This is a genomic window from Agromyces sp. LHK192, assembly GCF_004006235.1.
Taxonomy (GTDB): Bacteria; Actinomycetota; Actinomycetes; order Actinomycetales; family Microbacteriaceae; genus Agromyces.
On the sequence record NZ_CP034753.1, the window covers coordinates 57,492 to 75,973 of the forward strand.

17 protein-coding genes are annotated in these 18,482 nt (G+C 72.2%); 6 read left to right on the top strand and 11 right to left on the bottom strand.

Annotation, left to right across the window (positions count from 1 at the left end):
* Nucleotides 1-6: 6 nt before the first annotated feature.
* Nucleotides 7-1,176, top strand: coding sequence for a zinc-binding dehydrogenase (locus ELQ40_RS00275; RefSeq protein ID WP_127791802.1), 1,170 nt, complete (start codon nt 7-9; stop codon nt 1,174-1,176).
* Between the two features lie 28 nt (nt 1,177-1,204).
* A complete protein-coding gene (locus ELQ40_RS00280; RefSeq protein WP_127791804.1) occupies nt 1,205-1,663 on the top strand; it encodes a GNAT family N-acetyltransferase in 459 nt (152 codons plus the stop codon).
* A 130-nt stretch (nt 1,664-1,793) separates the two neighbouring features.
* Here the strand turns inward: ELQ40_RS00280 and ELQ40_RS00285 are convergent, their stop codons facing one another.
* The 3 genes from ELQ40_RS00285 to ELQ40_RS00295 form a co-directional block, all read right to left on the bottom strand.
* Nucleotides 1,794-2,726, bottom strand: a complete 933-nt coding sequence (locus ELQ40_RS00285; RefSeq protein ID WP_205649389.1) for an alpha/beta hydrolase — start codon at nt 2,724-2,726, stop codon at nt 1,794-1,796.
* A gap of 142 nt (nt 2,727-2,868) precedes the next feature.
* Nucleotides 2,869-3,936, bottom strand: coding sequence for an SDR family NAD(P)-dependent oxidoreductase (locus ELQ40_RS00290; RefSeq protein ID WP_127791806.1), 1,068 nt, complete (start codon nt 3,934-3,936; stop codon nt 2,869-2,871).
* Nucleotides 3,933-5,642, bottom strand: a complete 1,710-nt coding sequence (locus ELQ40_RS00295) for an FAD-binding protein (protein WP_127791808.1) — start codon at nt 5,640-5,642, stop codon at nt 3,933-3,935. The genes ELQ40_RS00290 and ELQ40_RS00295 overlap by 4 nt, the downstream gene beginning before the upstream one ends.
* Between ELQ40_RS00295 and ELQ40_RS00300 the strand changes: the two genes are divergently transcribed.
* Nucleotides 5,641-6,273 carry a TetR/AcrR family transcriptional regulator gene (locus tag ELQ40_RS00300; RefSeq protein ID WP_240665874.1) on the top strand — a complete coding sequence of 211 codons (633 nt, stop codon included), beginning with the start codon at nt 5,641-5,643 and terminating at the stop codon, nt 6,271-6,273. The genes ELQ40_RS00295 and ELQ40_RS00300 overlap by 2 nt on opposite strands.
* A 40-nt stretch (nt 6,274-6,313) precedes the next feature.
* Here ELQ40_RS00300 and ELQ40_RS00305 read toward each other — a convergent pair whose 3' ends face one another.
* From ELQ40_RS00305 to glsA, 6 genes are all read right to left on the bottom strand, one after another.
* Entirely contained in the window at nt 6,314-7,504 is a 1,191-nt protein-coding gene (locus tag ELQ40_RS00305; RefSeq protein WP_127791810.1) for a type II toxin-antitoxin system HipA family toxin, read from the bottom strand.
* Entirely contained in the window at nt 7,501-7,707 is a 207-nt protein-coding gene (locus ELQ40_RS00310) for a helix-turn-helix domain-containing protein (RefSeq protein ID WP_127791812.1), read from the bottom strand. Before ELQ40_RS00310 ends, ELQ40_RS00305 begins: the two co-directional genes overlap by 4 nt.
* Before the next feature lie 237 nt (nt 7,708-7,944).
* Nucleotides 7,945-8,697, bottom strand: a complete 753-nt coding sequence (locus tag ELQ40_RS18655) for a YcnI family protein (protein ID WP_164863422.1) — start codon at nt 8,695-8,697, stop codon at nt 7,945-7,947.
* A gap of 115 nt (nt 8,698-8,812) precedes the next feature.
* Nucleotides 8,813-9,472 (bottom strand): hypothetical protein, encoded by a 660-nt coding sequence (locus tag ELQ40_RS18660; RefSeq protein WP_164863423.1) that lies wholly within the window; start codon nt 9,470-9,472, stop codon nt 8,813-8,815.
* Between the two features lie 57 nt (nt 9,473-9,529).
* Complete coding sequence (locus ELQ40_RS00320; protein ID WP_205649390.1) at nt 9,530-11,161, bottom strand: MFS transporter; 1,632 nt, start codon at nt 11,159-11,161, stop codon at nt 9,530-9,532.
* On the bottom strand, nt 11,158-12,198 hold the full coding sequence (glsA, locus tag ELQ40_RS00325) for a glutaminase A (protein ID WP_127791816.1): 1,041 nt from the start codon (nt 12,196-12,198) through the stop codon (nt 11,158-11,160). Before glsA ends, ELQ40_RS00320 begins: the two co-directional genes overlap by 4 nt.
* Before the next feature lie 104 nt (nt 12,199-12,302).
* Between glsA and ELQ40_RS00330 the strand changes: the two genes are divergently transcribed.
* Nucleotides 12,303-12,935 carry a pyridoxamine 5'-phosphate oxidase family protein gene (locus tag ELQ40_RS00330; protein ID WP_127791818.1) on the top strand — a complete coding sequence of 211 codons (633 nt, stop codon included), beginning with the start codon at nt 12,303-12,305 and terminating at the stop codon, nt 12,933-12,935.
* A 52-nt stretch (nt 12,936-12,987) separates the two neighbouring features.
* On the opposite strand, the gene ELQ40_RS00335 is transcribed toward ELQ40_RS00330, so the two are convergent.
* Both ELQ40_RS00335 and ELQ40_RS00340 read right to left on the bottom strand, forming a co-directional pair.
* Nucleotides 12,988-14,346, bottom strand: coding sequence for an aminotransferase class V-fold PLP-dependent enzyme (locus ELQ40_RS00335; protein WP_240666074.1), 1,359 nt, complete (start codon nt 14,344-14,346; stop codon nt 12,988-12,990).
* Nucleotides 14,347-14,587: 241 nt separating this feature from the next.
* The gene (locus ELQ40_RS00340) at nt 14,588-15,589 is read right to left on the bottom strand and encodes an Lrp/AsnC family transcriptional regulator (RefSeq protein ID WP_164863424.1); all 1,002 of its coding nucleotides are present in this window, start codon (nt 15,587-15,589) and stop codon (nt 14,588-14,590) included.
* 112 nt (nt 15,590-15,701) lie between these two features.
* Here ELQ40_RS00340 and ELQ40_RS00345 point away from each other — a divergent pair, with 112 nt between their 5' ends.
* Entirely contained in the window at nt 15,702-17,186 is a 1,485-nt protein-coding gene (locus ELQ40_RS00345; RefSeq protein WP_164863425.1) for an MFS transporter, read from the top strand.
* Nucleotides 17,183-18,433, top strand: a complete 1,251-nt coding sequence (locus ELQ40_RS00350; RefSeq protein ID WP_164863426.1) for an amidohydrolase — start codon at nt 17,183-17,185, stop codon at nt 18,431-18,433. The genes ELQ40_RS00345 and ELQ40_RS00350 overlap by 4 nt, the downstream gene beginning before the upstream one ends.
* Nucleotides 18,434-18,482: the final 49 nt, after the last annotated feature.

The following is an 18,482-nucleotide window of genomic DNA, read 5'->3' on the forward strand; positions in this document are numbered from 1 at the left end:
GCGGTCATGCCCACCCTCGCCCGCGGGCGCGAGCAGGAACTGCTCGTCACCCCGACGCCCACCGCGATGGTGTGGTTCGAGCCCGGCGCCCGGCACCAGGAGGTCGCGGTCCCCGGCGTGCGCCTCGACGCGGGCGACGTGCTCGTCGAGGTCGAGCTCGCCACCGTCTGCGGCTCCGACGTGCACACCGTGAGCGGCCACCGCGGTTCGCCGACGCCGACGGTGCTCGGCCACGAGCAGGTCGGGCGCGTGCTCGCCGTCGGAGGCGAAGAGGTCCTCGCCTCCGACGGCACGCCGCTGCGCCCCGGCGACCGCGTCGTGTGGACGGTGACGGTCAGCTGCGGCGGATGCGACCGCTGCGGGTCGGGGCATCCGCAGAAGTGCCGGTCGCTCGCGAAGTACGGCCACGAGCGGATGACCCGCGGCTGGGAGCTCTCGGGCGGCTTCGCGACGCACGTGCAGCTGCGCCGCGGGACCGGCATCGTGCGGGTCCCCGAGCAGCTGCCGGCCGAACTGGCGGCACCCGCGGCGTGCTCGACCGCGACCGCGGTCGCGGCGCTCGACGCGGCATCCCGCGTGCCGCTCGACGGCGCCACCGTGCTCGTCGGCGGCGCCGGCATGATCGGCCTCGCCGTCACCGCGATCGCGACCGAGGCCGGTGCCGACGTGGTCGTCGTCGACCCCGACGTCGACCGGAGGGTGATGGCCCGTCGCTTCGGCGCCGAGGCGACGCTCGACCCGTCGGACGACCTCGCGGCCGAACTCGCCCGCCGTCGGCTGTCCGAACCGCTGGTGGCGATCGAGGCGTCGGGGGCTCCGTCCTCCGTGCGCGCCCTCCTCGGCGCGATCGGCACCGGCGGCATCCTCGTCCTGGTCGGAAGCGTGTCGCCGGGGCCGACGGTCGACCTCGACCCCGAAGCGATCGTGCGCGGACTGCTCACGGTGACCGGCGTGCACAACTACCGGGTCGAGCACCTCGAGCGCGCGATCGACTACCTGGCCGGCGTGCGCGGAGCGCCGCCGTTCGGCGAGCTCGTGTCGGCCGAGTACCCGTTGGCCGAGGTCGATGCGGCGCTCGAGGCCGCGGCCAGCAGTGGGCACGTGCGAGTCGGCGTGCGACCGGAGCGGCCCGTGCGGCCCGAGCGGCCCGGCTCGGGCGCGGGTTCCGGGCGGTAGCGCACGGTGCGCGCGGTACCGTCGGAGGATGCCCGCCTCCCTGCACCGTTCCCCGCTCGCGGCGATCGACCCGGTCGTGCTCTACCGCATCCTGTGGTTGCGGATCCGCGTGTTCGTCGTCGAGCAGGCGGCGGCGTACCCCGAGCTCGACGGGCGCGACCTCGAGCCCGAGGCCGAGCTCATGTGGATCGCCGACGGCGACGACGTGCTCGCGACGCTCCGCATCCTCACGGATGCCTCGGCCATGCGCATCGGCCGCGTCGCCACGGCGCCCGAGGCGCGCGGCCGAGGGCTCGCAGCCGACCTGATGCGTGCCGCGATCCACCGGTGCGACGAGCTCGCGCCCGGCGTGCCGATCGACCTCGACGCGCAGATGCAGCTCGAGGAGTGGTACGGCCGATTCGGGTTCGTCCGCTCGGGTGCGGAGTTCGCGGAGGACGGGATCCCGCACATCCCGATGCGGCGGACTTCGCCGGTGGTCGAGTAGGCGCGCAGCGCCGTATCGAGACCGGGAGCGCGGGTCTCGATACGCTGCGCTACTCGACCGCCGGGGTCGGGCCGCGCTGCTCGACCGCCGGGGCCGGGCTGCGCTCCTCGACCGCCGGGGCCGGGCTGCGCTACTCGACCGCCGCTGCCAGCGCGCGGCGCAGCGCGTCGGCCTGCATCCGCCAGAACGACTTCGAGACGCCCGCTTTCCGCAGGATCGCGTCGAAGCCGTGGAACGCGCCCTCGATCTCGACGTACTCGCACGGCACACCGGCCTCGCGGAGCCGCTCGGCGTAGACCCGGTCCTCGTCGCGGAACAGGTCGAGCGAGCCGACGCCGATCCACGCGGGTGGGAGTCCCGTGAGGTCGACCCGACGTGCCGGGGCGGCGTACGCCGAGACATCCGATGCGCCCGGCTCGCCGCCCAGGTAGCTCGTCCATCCGAACCGGTTGGACTTCGGCGTCCAGCCGCGCACCCAGCGCGTGTCGAGGTCGTCGCGCAGCACCGTGCGGTCGTCGAGCATCGGGTAGACGAGGAGCTGGAACGCCGGCCGCACCACGCCGCGGTCATGCGCGTAGAGCGCGAGCGAGGCGGCGAGTCCGCCGCCGGCGGATGCCCCGCCGATCGCGATGCGGGCCGGGTCCACGCCGCGTTCGGCCGCCTGGTCGAACAGCCAGGTCAGGGCCGCGTAGGCGTCCGCGGTCGCCGCGGGCGACGGATGCTCGGGCGCGAGCCGGTAGTCGACGCTGACGACGAGTGCGCCGAGGTCGCGGGCGAATCCGATGCTCGACGCCTCGTCCTGCTCGGGATCGCCGATGAGGAACCCGCCACCGTGCAGCCAGAGCAGGGCGGGGGAGTCGGCGGCGCGATCGACCGGGTCGTAGACCCGGACGCGCACGGGCGGCGCCCCGTCTCCGCCGGGGATGGACACGTTCTCGATGCGCATGCCGGGCACGTCGGGCATGGTCGGGAGCTTCCGGCGCAGGAACCGCAGGGAGCCGCGCGAGAACGAGATCTTGGGGATGAACCGGGCGACCGCGAGGTCGGGGTGGTACGGGGGCAACGTCGACTCCGTTCGGGGTGAGTGGGGTCGGTGGTCGAGTAGGCGCCTCGGCGCCGTATCGAGACCGGGTGAGGGGTCTCGATACGCTCCTTCGTCGCTACTCGACCACCGGAGGGGTGTCGCTACTCGACCACCGGATGGGTCAGGTGGCCGACCAGCCGCCGTCCGAGGCGAGCACCACGCCGTTGACGTTCACGCCGTCGTCGGACAGCAGGAACGTGATCGACGCGGCGAGGGCGTCGGCCTCGACGGCGTCCGGCAGGATCGCCATCGCCTGGCGCACGCGCTGCGCGCCGAGCGGCGACGCGAAGGTGGCCTCGATGTTGGTGATCGTCGGGCCGGGGGCGACCGCGTTGGTGCGGATGCCGTGCGGACCGTACATGAACGCCGTCGACTTCGTCAGTCCGACGACCGCGTGCTTCGACGCGGTGTAGGCGACACCCGCCGCCGAGCCGCGCAGCGCGGCCTCGGAGGCCGTGTTGACGATCGAACCGATGCCCTGGGCGAGCATCGTCGGGATCACGGCGCGCATGAGCTTCATCGTGCCGTCGACGTTCACCCGGAACACGCGCTGCCACACCGCGTCGGTGAGGTCGCCGATCGGCGTCATGTCGTCCATGATCCCGGCGATGTTCGCGAGGCCGTCGATGCGGCCGCCGGCCGCGGCGACGATCTCGGCGACCTTCGCGTCGTCGGTGATGTCGGCGACGAGCGTCACGATGTCGGCGCCCGCATGCTCCGACGCGAACTCGTCGAGGCGCTCCTGCGACACGTCGACCGCGACGACCCGGCCGCCCTCGCGCGCGATGCGCGACGCGGTGGCGCGGCCGATGCCCGATCCCGCGCCGGTCACGATGACGGTCTTGCCGGAAAAGCGGCCGTCGTCGATGCGCTCGACCCACTCCGGGGTCTCGACCTGCGGCACGCCGGCGTCCTCGTCCGCCTCGCTCGTCGGCTCGGGGGCCTCGGGCGCGCCGGCCGGCACGTCGCCGGCCGCGGCGCGCGCGATGAGCGCGTCGAGCGTCTCCTGCGAGAACTGGCCCTTGCTGAGCTTGATCAGCCGCTTGATCGCCAGGCGGCTGACGGGCTTGAAGACGTCGGCGGACTGGCCGGACTGGGCGAGCATGTCGCGCAGGATCGGGCCGCCCACCGGGTGCTCGAGCCAGGTCTTGATCGAGTCGTCGCCCGTCAGGGTCTTGGGGGTGCTCATACGAGGGTTTCCTTCTCTTCGTGCTGCGGCGCCGCGGTGGCGACGCCGGTGTGGTCGGATGCCTCCGCCGCATGGACGGCGGCGAGGTATCCGAAGACGGCGGCCGGACCGATGGTCGATCCCGGGCCGGGGTAGGTGCGGCCCATCACGCTGGCCGTGGTGTTGCCGGCGGCGTACAGGCCCGGGATCGGCTCGCCCTGCTCGTCGAGCACGCGGGCGTGCTCGTCGGTGAGGAGGCCTCCCTTCGTGCCGAGGTCGCCCGGAACGAGCTGGGTGGCGCGGAACGGACCGCGTTCGATCGGCCCGAGGTTCGGGTTGGGCTTGACGCGCGGGTCGCCGTAGTAGTTGTCGTAGACGGTGCGTCCGCGGCCGTAGTCGGTGTCGACGCCGGTCTTCGCGAATCCGTTGAAGCGGCTGATCGTCGCTCGGAACGTGTCGCGGTCGAGCCCGATCTTCTCGGCGAGTTCGTCGAGGGTCGGCGCCTCGACGATGATGCCCTCGGTGCGCATCGCCTTGCCGCCGATGAGCCCGGCGGGCGCGAGGTACCGCTGGGCGTGGCGCCGTTCGGTGATGAGCCAGGAGGGGTTCGCGGGCACGGTGCGGTCGCGTTCGAGCAGGTGGTGGCCGAAGTCGATGTAGCTCTCGGACTCGTTCAGGTACCGCTGCCCGGACTGGTCGACGACGAGCGAGAACGGGTCGCTGCGTTCGTTGAGGATGAACGACGGCTGCTTGCCTGGGATGGGCACCGAGGCCCCCCACCACGCGTCGTCCATGAGGGCGAGCGCACCGCCTGCGGCGGCGCCCGCCTCGATCGCCGTGCCGAGGTCGCCCTCGGCCGCCGACGTGTACCCGGGGATGCCGTGGTAGCGCTCGCGCCATTCGGTGCGCTGCGCGAATCCGCCGGCGCCGAGGATCACCCCGCGCCGTGCGCGGATCGAGATCGGACCGGACGGCGTCGCGACGACGGCGCCGACGACCCGGCCGGATTCGTCCTTCACGAGTTCGGTGAGTGGCGCGTCGAGGAGCAGTTCCGTGCCCTGGTTCTTCACGATCAGCCCGAGGCTGAGCATGAGTCCGCCCCCCATGCCCATGAGCCTACGTCCGGTGAGGAGTCCGCCGAGGGTACGGAAGACGAACCTCGCGCCGCGGATGAATCCGGACACCGTCGACCAGGCGCGCGTGAGGAGCCACACGTCGTCGGTCTTGAGCGGCACGGGAATGGCGTCGCTCATGCGCGAGGTGCGCTGCCAGTCGCCGAGCTTCTTCGCGTTGATCGGCTTCACCTCGATGGAGCGGCCGACCTTGCCGCCGCGCCGATCGGGGTAGTAGTCGGGGTAGTCGGTGCCGACGGTCCAGACGACTCCCAGGCGTTCGAGCAGGTCGAACGTGGGCGCGACGCCGTCGACGAACGCCTCCCTGCGCTCCTGCGACGAGGCCGGCCCGATGTCGGCGACCGGGCCGATGGATGCCTCGAGGTAGTCGAGTGCCTCCTCGCGGGAGTCGGGGATGCCCTTGCGTCGCATCGCCGGATTGTTCGGCATCCACAGGCCGCCGCCGCTGCGCATCGTGGTGCCGCCCCAACGGTCGGTGCTCTCGACGACCAGTGCCGTCAATCCCGCGTCGACGGCGGTGATCGCCGCCGTCAGGCCCGCGGCGCCGCTGCCGGCGACCAGTACGTCGACTTCTCGATCCCAGGATCGGGTCATGCTTTCCTCCTCTGACCGGACATCGTTGTCCGGTACTACGCTAACACTCATGGCTGCGCATGGAGCTGGGAATTCGACGGCGGACCGGAAGCCGAATCGGGGACCGATCGCGGGGCCGGCGAACCGGCGGGCGCTCATCGCCGCAGCGCGGCAGATCTTCGCCGAAGACGGCCTGCAGGCCCCCTACAGCTCGATCGCGAAGCGCGCGGGCGTCGGCCAGGGCAGCCTGTACCGGCACTTCCCCGACCGCCTCTCGATCGCCATCGCCGTGTTCGACGAGAACATCGACGAGCTCGAAGCCGGGTCGGCTCGGCCCGGGGCCACGCTCGACACGCTGTTCGACGCGATCATCGACCAGGCCACGATCTCGGCGGCGATCATCCAGCTCATCTGGGATCACCGCGACGACGAGCGCGTCGCCCGGTTCGGGGAGCGCATCCGCGCCCTGGCGGACACGGCCCTCGCGCACGAGCAGTCAGCCGGCCGGGTCGGCGCGCACGTCCGCACCGAGGACGTGCTGCTCGCGATCACCATGCTCGCGACCGTCAGCGAACGCAGCGACGGCGCCGATCCCCGCACCGACGCGCATCGCGCCAGGGAGCTCATCGACCTTGCGTTCGAACCGCGCTGACGGCGCGCGTTCGCCGATCGACCCGTCGGCGCGAGTCGGCTCAACCCAGTTCGGCCCGCCGGAAGCCCAGCTCGCGTACCGCACCGCGTACGGGCGAGCCGGTCATGCCCACCGCGTCGAGGTCGACCGAGGCTGCCGCGCGGAGCGCGAGCGCGTTCGCCGATGTCGCGGCGCGATCCGGAATGCCGAGCCGGCGGGCGAAGGCGTCCCAGTGGCGGCGCTTCAGCGAGGTCGTGCGTCCGTCGATCGGCAGCGCCATCGACGCGTCGCCGTAGAGCAGCGTGCACACGACGTCGTAGACCGGCGCGATCGTCCAACGGCCCGGTTCGGCCTCGAGCACCGCGAGGTTCTTCGCATGCAGGTCGCCGTTGCCGACGAGCCACGCGAAGACGAACTGCAGGTAGAGGTTCCTGGCGGCCACGACCGGCGCCGTGGTGAGGCTCGCGAGCGCGAGGGCGACATCCTCAGCGGGGATCTGGTACTTCGACGCAGGGGGGAGCCCGAGCACCTGGGTTCCATCCTCGAATGCCAGCCGGCCCCATACCGCGCCAGCGCGGAACCGATCGAACCGCCGGACAAGCAGCCCGGTCTCGCCGGTTCGGTCGGTGGCGATCTGCGCGTCGGCGACCGGAACCCGCAGTCCCTTGGCCGCGGTGAGGTGCGCGTGTTCGTTCTCGACGAGCCGCGGGTACTCGGGAACTCCGAGCTTGAGGATGAACCTTCCGTTCTTCGCCGAGACGGGCGCGCTGATCATCGACGCGCTGGCCTTCGCCTGCACGCCCGGAATGGCGTGGGTGTCGACTTCGTCGACGAGTTCCCGGAACACGGTCGTCGGCGCCTCGTCGAAACCGACGAGCGCAGCGGCCTCTCCGACGGATTCTCCGGCGGGCAGCACCTGGACGTCGCCCGGAGCGTCCGCGCCGACGGCGAGCAGCAGCGTGAGCTCGTCGTCGGCGCTGGTCTTCACCGCGCGGCGGAGTACGGAGAGGCGGTGGCCTTCGGGGAGCAGCCCTGCGAAGAAGGCGGGGAGCGATCCCGCGGTCGTGGTGACCGGCTCGTCGGCGAGCGGAAGGGTGGTCGCGACCGCACGGGCGGTCAGGTCGGCGAGATATCCGTCTCGGTATGCGAAGCGGATGTCGCCGCGCTCGGTCCGCTCCAACGTCGCCGCCGGTCGCCCGGCCTTGTAGACGTCGGCGACCCTGACCGTGCGGAGTCGCTCGAGGTCGCTCATCGGCGGACTTCGAGGGTGAGGCCGACGGTCGCGGCGACCCGCGCGACGGTGCCGATCGAGGCGGAGCCGGTTCCGCGCTCGATGTCGCGAACGGTGCGCTCCGAGGTCTCGGCGAGCTCGGCCAGGTCGCGTTGGGTGAGGTTCGACGCCTTCCGCGCGTGGCGGATCGCAGCGCCGAGGGCGTGGACCGCTTCGTCGATCATGCGCCCCTCCCTTCCGGCAGGATCATGCCGATCAGTGCTGATCGGGGTAGCCCCGTCCAGTGACCGGCTCATTTCGGCAGTTTACTGCCGGAAACCGGCCTCGGGTGCTCGTCTGCGGCGCAGATCGCGCATTCCGGCAAGATCCTGCCGGGCTTGACGTGTCGCCGAGCAGCACGATGCCCCGCCCGAGCGCGCTCGGACGGGGCATCCGCTGCTTCAGGTGCCGGAGACGGCGGTCTACGCCTTCGTCGTCGGCTTGCGGCGTGCGAGCACCGCGAGCACGATGCCGACCGCGCCGACGGCGATGCCGCCGACCGCGAGCCAGCGGGCGACCGCGTCGTCCGACGACGTCGATGCGGACTCCGCCTCGGCGCCGTGGTCGTGCTCGGACGAGATCGGCTCGGCCGCCTCCTCGTCGGCGCCGTGACCGTGGCCGTCGCCCTCGGCGGCGGTCACCGTGATGACCGGGGCGGGCGACTCGGGCTCCTCGCCACCCTCCTCGGCGACCTGGGACCAATCGGTCGTGCCCTCGACGCACTCCTGGAGCACGGGGAAGACGAGGTCCTCGCCCTCGGCGTCCTCGGGGAGCTGCAGGCTCAGCTCGAGGACGTCGCGCTGGTGTGCATCGAGCGGCGTGATCGCCGTGTAGACCACCTGCGCGTCGCGCTCGACGACGCTCGCGCCGTGGCTGTCGACGATCGGCTCGGGAAGCTCCTCGGAGACCTCCGCGATCGTCCAGTTCGGGTTGACGGTGGGCGTGACGCTGTTGATCCCCTCGGGGATCGTGAACGTGACCTTGGTGGTCGGGCTGTCACCGCAGCCGTGCGGGATCGAGAAGCCGAGCACGGTGTACGAGCCGGCGGCGGTGCTCGACGGCGTGACGCCGACGTGCGCCGACGCCGACAGCGGTGCGGCGAGGGCGAGCAGGAGGCCGCCGCCGAGGGCGACGGACGAGGCGAGGGCGGTGCGGGTACGGGTGGTGCGGGTCATGTGAGCGCTGCTTTCTGCACGAGGCGGGCCGGAGTCGGTCGCGCCTGCGGACGCGCGTGCGCTCGATGGCGCACGGACGGCGCGTCCGCGTCGGATCGGGGGGTCGTCGTGACCGTCAGGCGACGGCCGGGACTCCCACCGGAGGCCCGCGCAGACGGAATGCGCGCAGGTGGGGATCACGCACCGCGCCGGGTTCGGGCGCGACGGCCCGCGACGTGCCGCCCGCCGCGGGTGCCGTGACCGGGACCAGCAGCAGCACCGCGCGTCGGATGCCGCCGGCCAGCGTGGCGAGCATCGCGAGCCCGCGATCGGCGACGACGATGAAGGCGATCGTGAGCACCGCCGCACCCACGTGCGAGGCGAGCATCCAACCGCCGTGATGACCCGCGCCGAGGACGGCGCCGACGCCGGATGCCCCGGCGACGAGCTCGGGCAGGGCGACCGCGCCGTGCGCGTGATGCACGGCGGTGGCATCCGCTCCGATGACGACGCCCGAGACGGGCGCGCCGGTGCCGAGCGAGTAGAGCGCGTGGAGGGCGAGCTGCGCACCGACCGCGGCGATCGCGGCACGGATGCCGCCCGCCCGCGTCGACGCCTTCGCGGGTGCGCCGACGACGACCGCCGCGAACGGCACGGCGAACGCCAGCGCGAGCGCGAGGGTCAGGCCGCCGGGAGGCGCCCCGCCGCCGATGGTGTGCGCGAGCGCGGCGACGAGCGTCGCGAACGCGGCGATCGAGGCGCCGCGCGCGAGCCTGCCGAGCCGGTCCGTGCGCACCGGGTCATCCTAGTCGAGCGGGGCCGCCCGCCCTCATCCGGCCGAGGAGATCGCCGTTCATTCCTCCGGCGACGGGTCGGGGATCTCCTCGGGCTTGTAGTTCGGCAGGCGGCTCGCCGGCAGGATCGCGACCGCACTGATGCCGGCGAGGATCAGGAGCCCGTACTTCAACGCCTGCAGGCGGGCGTCGGTGTTGACCTGCACCGCGGCGTCGACCTGCGCCTCGGTGGCATCCGTGTCCTCGAGCGTCGACCGGAGCTGGTCGTTGCTCACGAAGTTGACCCGGTCGAGCGGCACCTGGGCGACGATCTCGTCGGGGAGGTCGTCGTTGCCCGCGAGCGCCTGGGTGACCCCGAGGCTGAGCAGCGACACGAGCATCGCCCCGGCCAGTGCGGTGCCGACGGCCGACGCGAGGTTCTGCGTCGTGCCGCGGATCGAACCCACGTCGCCCGCGAGTTCGCGCGGCGCAGCGGTGACGAGCACGTTGAACACGAGGGTGACCAGTGCGCCCTGGCCGATGCCGAACACGATGAGGCCGAGGATCGTCGGTACGGTCTCCCAGTTGTTCGTCACCACGAACGACAGCCACACGAGCGCGATCGTCGTGAGCGTGAACGAGAACACGCCGATCGTCCGCGGGGTGAATCGGCGGTAGAGGCGCACGACGAGCGTCGCGGTCACGAAGACGGTCAGGTTGAACGGCATCATCGCGAGGGAGGTGTCGAACGGCGTGCGGCCCTGCACGATCTGGATGTACAGCGGCACGGTGAAGTTGATCGCGGCCTCGAGCCCCACGACGATGAACATCGCGTAGACCGCGGCACGTTCACGGCCCGAACCGAGCACGCTGAGGCTCACGAGAGGTACCCGGCCGAGCCGCACGCGCCGGCGCGTCCAGAGGAAGAACCCCTGGCCGAGCATGATGCCGACGACGACGAACACCGGTGCCGGCGAGACGGGGCCGAACGAGAACGGCGCGTCCGCCGTCGCCTGGAGCACCCCCCACGAATTCAGGTTGTTGAAGCCGACGGTGAGCAGGATGATCGCCGACCCGATGAGCACGGCCGCGACGAGGTCGATGCGGATGCCGGGGTCGCCGCGGTCCGAGCGGAAGGTGAAGCTCAGCGCGAACACCGCGACCGCGACCACGATCAGGATCACGAACACCGGCCGCCAGCCGACGAGCGTGCCGAGTGCGCCGCCGATGAGGAACGCGCTCACGCCCGAGATCGCGCGCGCCGAGCCGAGCGAGCCGACCGCGGTCGCCTGCTGGGGACCGTGGTAGTTCTCGGCGATGAGCGCGACGAGCGACGGCACGATGATCGCGGCGGATGCCCCCGCCAGCGCCTGCGCGGCGATCACCCAGTCGACCGACGGGGCGAACACCATCATCAGCTCGGCGATCGCGAACAGCCCGACGACGATGCGGAACACCCGCACCCAGCCGAACTTCTGCCCGAGTTTCGCGCCGACCATCACGAGGGCTGCGACCGCGATGCCGTAGGTCACGATCGCGGTGCTCACCGCGGTGGGCGGCACGCCGAACTCCTCGACCATGCCGCCGATCGACACCGGCAGGGCGGCGACGTTGAACGACATCAGCACCTGCGCGAGGAAGAGGCCGATCATCGGCACCCACGAGGCGCGGGCGACCGCGGCGGCGGCGGATGTTGCTGCGGTGTCGCTCATGCGGGGGTTCCTTCCGTGTGCCCGGGCGAGGTGTGCGGGGTGTCCGCCGCCCGCGCGGCATCCGATGCGAAGAGGTTCAGGCCGAGCGCCCGCGACAGGAACGCGACGGCGCGCTGCCCCCGCACGCTGTTGCCGGCGCGATCGAGCGGCGGCGAGTAGGTGCCGATGCCGGCCTTGCCGGGCACCACGGCGATGACCCCGCCGGCCACCCCCGACTTGCCGGGCAGCCCGATCTCGAACAACCACTCGCCCGAGTGCTCGTAGAGCCCCGACGCCGCGAGCACGGCCAGCGTGTCGCGGCAGACCGTCGCGGGTACGACCTGCTCGCGCGTGATCGGGTTGACGCCGCCGTCGGCGAGGGTCGCCGCCATGACGGCGAGGTCGTGCGCGGTGACCCGCAGCGCGCACTGACGCGTGTAGACGTCGACCACCTCGAGCGGGTCGCGGTCGATCCGGCCGTAACTCTCGAGCAGCCTGGCGATCGCCCGGTTGCGCTGGTTGGTCGCCGCCTCGGACCCGTAGACGACGTCGTCGAGCTCGAGCGCGCGACCGGCGAAGCGCGACAGCCCGTCCACGATGAAACGCCATTGGTCGGCCGGATCGCCCGGGATCAGGGCGGTCGTCGCGAGCGCGCCCGCGTTCACCATCGGGTTGCGCGGATGCCCGGCCGCCAACTCGACCGCCATGACCGAGTTGAACGGCAGGCCGGTGTTGTCGACGCCGACCCGTTCGAGCACGGCCTCGTGTCCGATCTCCGCGCAGACCAGCGCGTACACGAAGGCCTTCGAGATCGACTGGATCGAGAAGGCGACGTCCACGTCGCCGACGTCGTGCGTGTCGCCGTCGACCTCGACGACGGCGATGCCGAACGCCGTCGGATCGGCCTCGGCGAGGATCGGGATGTAGTCGGCGACCGTCCCGTCGTCGACGCCGCGATTCCGCTGCCAGGCCTCGACGACGAGCGACTCGACGTCGTCCCATCCCGGCAGCGATCCGGTCGCCGCCCGCTGCGAGACGTCACCGACCCCGAGTTCCACCCGACCCCCCGATCGTCACGGCCCGTGCCGCTCACGTCCGATCCTCGCGATGCCGACCGCGGAGTGCAAGCGACCCGCCCGCGGACCGAGCGTAGGTTGGAGTCATGGACTCGTCGCACGGAGGCATCCCCGTCACCACGGCCGCCGAACTCGAGGAGATCGTCGGGCGACCGCTGCCCGCCGCCCGTGACAAGGGTCGCGACCGGTTGACGTCGATCGATCGGGCGTGGCTCGAGGCATCCCCGCTCTGCTTCATCTCGACGGCGGACGCCGCGGGCAACGGCGACGTCTCGCCGAAGGGAGACCCGGCCGGATTCGCGCTCGTGCTCGACGACCGCACGATCGCGATCCCCGAGCGCCCGGGCAATCGACGGGCCGACGGATTCCACAACGTGCTGGAGAACCCGCACGTCGGCTTGCTGTTCGTGATCCCCGGCCGCGGCGACACGCTGCGCGTCAACGGCCGGGCGCGGATCCTGCGCGACGTGCCCTACGCCGACCGGATGTCGGTGCGCGGGCACGTGCCGCAGCTCGTGCTCGAGGTCGCCGTCGACGAGGTGTTCTTCCACTGCTCGAAGGCGTTCCTGCGCTCGAAGGCCTGGGTGCCCGAGACCTGGAATCCGGATGCCGCGCCGCGGCGCGCGGTCATCGCGAAGACCCTCGAACGGCCGGATGCATCGCTGGACGACCTCGAGGAGTACTACGGGCCGTCGTACGCGGAGAAGATCTACGGCTGAGCGGGTGGCCGCGGAGGGCACCGCACCCGACCGGGCGCGGCATCCGCCGTATTCACTCCATGCCGTCGAGGATCGCCACCAGGTCGTCGAACGTCGTCCGCGGGTTGAGGATCGCGAACCGCGTGTTGGGCCGCCCCGCGTGGGAGCTCGGCACGACGAACGCGCGCTGCTCGTCGAGCAGCCTCGCCGACCACCGGTCGTAGTCGGCCTTCGACCAGCCGACCCGCTCGAACACGACGACGCCGAGCTGCGGGTCGCGCACGAGCGCGAAGCCCTCGCGTGAGCGGATCTCGTCGGCGATGCGCGCGGCGAGTTCGATCGACGCGGTCACCGCGTCGCGGTAGGCGCCGGCGCCGTAGCTCGCGAGCGAGAACCAGAACGGCAGGCCGCGGGCCCGCCGGGTGAGGTGCGCCGCGTAGTCCGACGGGCTCCAGTCGGCGGTCTCGGTGAGCGTGTCGAGGTACTCGGCGTGCTGGGTGTGCGCGCGCCGGCCGGTCTCGGGGTCGCGGTAGATCAGCGCGCACGCGTCGAACGGCGCGAACAGCCACTTGTGCGGGTCGACGATGACCGAGTCGGCCTGTTCGACGCCCGCGAAGCGGTGCCGGGCGAGCGGCGACAGCATCGCGGCGAGCCCGTAGGCGCCGTCGACGTGCAGCCAGAAGTCGTACTCCTGCTTGAGGGCCGCGATGGAGGCGATGTCGTCGACGATGCCGAAGTTCGTGGAGCCGCCGGTCGCGACGACCGCGAACACGGATGCCCCGTGCTCGTCGAGCGCGCCCCGCACGGCGTCCCCGCGGAGCGTGCCGTCGTCGTCGGGCTGCACCTTGACGATCTCGATGTCCATGACGCGGGCCGCCGACGCGACCGAGGAGTGCGCCTCGGCGCTGCACACGACCTTCCAGCGGGCCGGATGATCCTCGTCGGCGAGCGTGAGTCGGACGCGTGCCGCTTCGCGGGCCGCGACGAGCGACGACAGGTTGCCGAGCGTGCCGCCCTGCACGAACACGCCGCCGGCGCCGGCGGGCAGCCCGAACTCGCCGGCGAGCCAGGTCAGCACCTCGTTCTCGGCGTGCACGGCGCCCGAGCCCTCGAGCCAGGATCCGCCGTACAGGGCGCTCGCCGACACGACGAGGTCGAACGCGGTCGCCGCCTTCGTCGGTGCGGTCGGGATGAACGACAGGTACTGCGGGTGGTCGGTGGTGATGCAGGCCGGTGCGAGCACGTGCTCGAAGATCGACAGCGCGCGCTCGGCGCCGATGCCGCCCTCGTGGATGGTGCGGCCGGCCAGCCGGTTGAGCTCGGCCTGCGTCTCGGGCTTGTCGAGCGGGGTGTCGTCCGAGAGCATGCGGCGACGCGAGTAGTCGAGCACGAGGTCGACGATGCGCTCGTTCTCGGCGGTGACGTCGTGCATGCGCGCCGGGCCCGCCGCGGGGGCGGGGCGTCGGGCGGTCGTGGCGTCGTGGCGGCCGTGGGTTCCGAGTGCGTCGGTCATGGTCATATCGTCCTCCGGGATGCTGATGGAGCGTGCACCAGTGTGCGCACGGGGCATCCGAAACGCAAATCATTCGCGTGAAATCCGCTTGAAACGCAAGAAATCACTCATCAGACGCGAACAGCGCAATATTCCGGTGTTTCGCGGTGGATCTCGCCGACTACGGGATCGGCACCGACCGGCCCGTCGAGCGACCGCGCGCGTCCAGCAACCGGCCGAGGTGCTTGTGGACGCGCAGCACCATCGAGCGATCGATGATGCGGGCGCCCGGCATCCTTCGCTCGAGTTCGGCCTCGATCCGCAGCACCTCGGGCTTGGTGCGCGCACCGGCCGCGACGATGAGGTTCCCCGGGCCCGTCGTGATCGACGCGTACTGGACCGCCGGGAGGTCGACCAGCGCCTGCGCGGACTCGACGAGCGACGGCGCGGGCACCTGGACGAAGTACCAGGCCGCGAGGGGCCAGTTCGAGTGCGGTCCGGCGACGTCGGTGCGCAGCACGAGGTCGCCCGTGCGGCGCAGCAGCGCGATCGCGTCGGCCGCCCGTTGCGCGCTGATCCCCACGGCGGTGCCGACGGCGGCGTACGCCGCGCGCGGATCGTCGGACAGCGCCAGACGGATGCCGCGCGCCAGGTCGGCCGGGATGTGCCTGGCCGCGCCCGGCCTCGGCGGCCTCGGCGCCGGAATCAGGGTGCGCTGCCCCGGCGAGAGGGCCTGCACGGTCCAGTCCGAGCCCAGGCGCACGACGTCGTTGACGACGTGGGTCCGGATGCTGCGCACGCCCGGCACCGACCCCAGCCGGTCGAGCACGAAGTCGGCCAATTGGTCGTCGTCGGCGGCGACGAGCGTCGCCACGAAGTCCCGGCGCCCGGCCGTCAGGTCGATCGAGTAGATCTCGGGGACGGCGGCGGCCGCATCTGCCGCGCGGAGCACCTCGCCCGGCTCGCACGAGAATTCGACGATCGCCCCGGCGCCGATCCTTGCCGATCCGCCGAGCGCGGTGATCCAGGCGTATCCCTCGGTCTCGATCCGCGCCCATCGGCGGGCGAGGGTGACGGCGTCGGTGCCGAGCACCCCGGCGAGGACGTTCCACGGGGCCCGCGGCTCGAGCTGCAGGGCGTGGATCAGCTGCAGATCGAGATCGTCCAGACCGGAACGCTGCATGCGAGCACCTCTGAATGTGAATTTCCTGCAATGTACACGAGCTTCGCGCGATCGTACGACAGTGGGCGCCGCACCTCCGCACGTTTCCCTCGATCGAATGAGGAACCAGAACATGTCCGAACCCACCTCCACGAGCCGGAGCGCCCGCAGTGCAGCGGGCCTCCTGCTCGTCCCGACGTTCGTCGCACTCGAACTGTTCGGCGGCGTGATCCAAGGGTGGATCACCCCGCTGCTCGGCGAGATCGCGACCCACTACCAGGTCGGCGGCGGCGCCGTCGGCTGGATCCTCACCGTCGGCCTGCTCTCATCGGCCGTCTCCGTGCCGCTCATGACGATGCTCGCCGACCGCTACGGCGCCCGACGGATGCTCGTGCTCGCGGTCGCGCTGACCGCGATCGGATCGACGATGATCGCCTTCGCACCCGTGTTCCCGCTCGTGCTCCTCGGGTCGATCGTGCAGGGGCCGGTCGCCGCGATGCTGCCGATCGAGATGTCGCTGCTCAAGCACCACCGCCCGGAATCGGCGAACCGCATCGTCGGCATCCTCGTCGGCACCCTGACCTTCGGCGTCGCGCTCGGCAGCCTGGGCGGCGGACTCGTGATGGAGGCCGTCGGCGACCTCGTCGTCGCGCAGGCCATCGGCGCGGCACCGCTCGTCATCCTCGCGCTCGTCGTCGGCTTCACCGTTCCGTCGACGGCCGGCGACCCCGACCGGGTGGTCGACTGGGCCGGCGCCGGGCTGTTCGGCGTCGCACTGGTCGGCGTCATGTACGGCCTGTCGGAGGGGTCGAACGCCGGCTGGACCTCGCCGCTGGCGCTCGTGCCGCTCGTGCTCGGGCTCGTCGCCTTCATCGCGTTCCTCATGGTCGAGAACCGCGCCACCACGCCGCTCTTCGACGTGAAGCTGCTCCGCCGGGCGAAGCTCGGGGTGCCGATGGTGCTCGGCGTGCTGGTCGCCATGACGATGTTCGGCTCGCAGACTCCGACCGTGCTCTACCTCAGCGCCGATCCGGAGCTCGTCGGCTACGGCGCTGGATTCTCGACCGGCCTGGTCGGCATCGTGTTCGCGTCGACCGCGCTCGTCATGACCGCCGGATCGTTCCTCGCCCCGCTGCTCGCCCGGCGCGCCGGCCTGCGGGCGACGATCGTCGCAGCGTGCGTGCTCATGGCGGCGGGCATGGTCGTCCTGCTCGTCGCGCCGGCCGGCCCCGGGCTGGCCACCGCCGTCTTCGCGACGACCGCGCTCGGCACGGGCGTCATGCTCGCGGTCCTTCCCGGCGTCGTGATCGACCGAGCGCCGGAGACGGCGTCCGCCTCGGTCTCGGGGTTGTACAACACCGGCCGCACGCTGGGCGGCTCGCTCGCGGGCGCGCTCGTGGCCTCGATCATGACCGCCTTCGTCGCGGCGGGGGCAGCCGGCACGGTCGGCGACGCGCCCCCCGCGACCCCGTTCGCGGCGTTCCAGGTGATCTGGGCGATCTTCGCCGCCGTGCTCATCGCGGCCGCCGTCCTGGCGCTGTCGCTCGGCCCCCGCCGGGCCGCCACCCCGTCGCCGGCCACCGCCGACGATGCCCTCGAGATCGGAGCACGCCCGTGACCCTCACCCAGGAGCAGACCATCGGCGACGCGTTCGCCGGCACGAGCCGTGCCCTCGCACGAGCCGCGGTCGAGTCGCATCGAGACGCGCTCGTCGCCCTCAGCCACGCCATCGGCGGCGACCCGGAGCTCGCGTTCGAGGAGCACCGCGCCGCGGCCCGCGTCGCCGACGTGCTCGAGGCCGACGGCTTCGCCGTCACGCGCGGTGCCTACGACCTGCCGACCGCGGTGGAGGCCGTGTACGGCAGCGGCGACGTGACCGTCGCGGTCGTGGGCGAGTACGACGCGCTGCCCGGGGTCGGCCACGCCTGCGGCCACAACGTGATCGCCGGCGCCGGAGTCGGCGCCGCGATCGGCCTCCGTGCCGTCGCCGACCGCCTCGGCATCCGTGTGAAGTTCCTCGGGACACCGGCTGAGGAGCTCGGCGGCGGGAAGATCCTCATGCTGCAGCGCGGCGCCTGGGACGACTCGACGTTCTCGCTCATGGTGCACGGCGGGCCGTGGGCGCAGATCGCCTCGAGCGGATTCGCGACGCAGGCGTACGAGCGCATCATCGCCACGTTCCGCGGCCGCGCGGCGCACGCGGCGGCGATGCCCCACGAGGGTGTGAACGCCGGCGACGCGATCACGCTCGCGCAGGTCGGGCTGGGCCTGCTGCGCCAGCAGTTGCGCAAGACGATCGTGGTCGGTTCGTTCGTGGTCTCCGCCGGTGGCGCGACCAACGTGATCCCCGACACCGGTGTGCTCGAGGTCGAGATCCGCGGTAACACCGACGAGGAGTGGCGCGACGCGCGGGCTCGCGTGCGACGCGTGCTCGAGGGAGCGGCGCTCGCCGCCGGTTGCGCGCTCGAGATCGAGCAGCCCGAACTGCCGTATGCGCCGCTCGACTCCGACGCCGACCTCTCTCGGCTGTTCGACGAGGCGATCTCGGGCGACCTGGCGTACGACCTCGTTCCGAAGCCCGAGGGAATCGCGGGCGGGTCGACCGACATGGGCAACGTGTCGCAGTACCTCCCGTCGATCCATCCGATGATCGCGCTCCTGGGCGTCGAGGCGGTGCCGCACCACCAGAGCTTCGCGGCGGCCGCCGTCTCGCCGGCAGGTGACCGGGCCGTCGTCGACGGCGCGATCGCGCTCGCGCTCACCGCGGTCGGCGCCGTCGAAGACGACGCGGTGCGCGAGCGGCTCCTCGCCGCGCAGGCCGTGAGGCCCCGCTATCTCGACTCGGCCGCTGCCGCCGCGGACTGAGTCGACCTCGGGGCATCCGCCCCCGTGCTGCCCCTGATGCCTCGCTCGC